The organism is Microbacterium umsixpiens, from assembly GCF_053543675.1.
The window spans coordinates 1-795 of record NZ_JBLVOH010000213.1 but is presented as its reverse complement, the minus strand read 5'-3'; the positions used below and the strand labels follow the sequence as shown (position 1 = coordinate 795).

The following is a 795-nucleotide window of genomic DNA, read 5'->3' as shown; positions in this document are numbered from 1 at the left end:
CATCCTCGGCTCCTCGGGCAAGGGCAACGAGTACTTCCTCAAGCATCTGCTCGGCACCGACGCGGCGATCCGCGCCGACGAAACAGCGCCGGGCTCGCGCCCGACCACCATGACCTGGCGGGACGAGGCTCCGGAGGGCAAGCTCGATCTGCTGATGACGGCGGATTTCCGCATGACGAGCACCACGCTCTTCAGCGACATCGTGCTGCCGGCGGCGACCTGGTACGAGAAGCATGATCTCTCGTCGACCGACATGCACCCGTTCATCCATGCGTTCAACCCGGCGATCGCGCCGCCATGGCAGACCAAGACCGATTTCGACACGTTCGGGATGCTGGCGGAGAAGTTCAGCGAGATGGCCCGCACGCACCTGGGTGTGCGGCGGGACCTCGTGGCGGCGCCCCTGCAGCACGACACCCCGGATGCCATGGCGACGCCCCACGGCACGGTGCAGGATCTGCCCCGCGTGCCGGGTGTGACCATGCCGAAGCTGATCGTCGTCGAGCGGGACTATCCGAATCTTTTCGACAGGTGGAAGGCGCTCGGACCGCTCACACAGAAGCTGGGCATGACCACCAAGGGCATCACGTACCGTGCCGAGCCCGAGATCGAGAAGCTCAAACGGAGCAACGGCGTCGTCGAGGCAGGACCGTATGCCGGATCGGTGCGCCTCGACGACGATCGTCGGGCGTGCGAGATGATCCTCGCGTTCTCGGGCACGAGCAACGGCCGCCTCGCTGTGCAGGGCTTTCACGCACTCGAGAAGCACACCGTTCAGAAGATGGCCTTCCTCGC

Annotated in this window: 1 protein-coding gene; it reads left to right on the top strand. The window is 65.5% G+C overall.

Annotated features, from left to right (window positions below):
- Positions 1 to 795, top strand: a 795-nt coding sequence (locus ACNPM4_RS18240) for a molybdopterin-dependent oxidoreductase (RefSeq protein ID WP_448986657.1), incomplete at both ends; no start/stop codon positions are given.